This is a genomic window from Streptococcus mitis, assembly GCF_946188695.1.
Classification (GTDB): Bacteria; Bacillota; Bacilli; order Lactobacillales; family Streptococcaceae; genus Streptococcus; species Streptococcus mitis_DF.
The window spans coordinates 1-746 of sequence record NZ_CAMHWI010000044.1; the positions used below are offsets into that span (position 1 = coordinate 1).

General features: G+C 36.7%; 1 protein-coding gene. It reads right to left on the reverse strand.

Going from position 1 to position 746, the window contains the following annotated elements; genetic code table 11:
* On the reverse strand, positions 1–746 hold a 746-nt coding region (locus N8L33_RS09920), incomplete at both ends, for a Rib/alpha-like domain-containing protein (RefSeq protein ID WP_261031433.1).

Below are 746 nucleotides of genomic sequence, written 5' to 3' on the forward strand. Positions count from 1 at the left end.
GTAACTGGGGTTTCGATACCTTTAACTGGTGTTACATTAACCGGAACATCAACGGTAATTGTTTTGCCATTTGGTAAGGTAACAGTTACTTTAACAGGATTTTTCTTACCTGGGGTTGTTAAGTCTGGAACGTTTTCTACATTCGTAACTTTTCCACCTTCTGGGACTTTGACATATTTAGCAATATCATCCTTTGTTAAAGGTGTATTTGTCACTGGTGTTTCAATTGGTTTTGGTTTAGCTTCCACTACTTTAATCGTTGCTGGAACTTCTACCAATACATTTCCATTTTTATCTTTTACTACAACTGTTACTAGTTTATCACCAACAGTTGTTGCATCGAACGGTTCAGTCTGTCCATCTGGAACTTTGTACTCAAATGTTGAACCTTCTGGATAATCACTTGGAGTAATACTGTCTCTTGCTTGTGGTTTTTCAGTTGGATTTACAGGAATTAATTGTTCCTTGCCTTCCACTACTTTCACCTTAGCAGGAACTTCTACAAGTTTATCTTCCTCATCTTTTGCTTCTACAATAACATCTTTTTCGCCTGGTGTTGTTGTATCTACTGGAGTTTTATATTTGAATGTTACTCCATCTGGATATTGTTCAGGATCAATACTCTTAGATACATCTGGTTGTTTATTAGATTTATCAACCGGCACATACTGTGTCTTACTATCGACCACTACAATTTTAGCAGGAATCTCTGCAACTATTTCTGTACCTAGCTTAGCTACAACTGT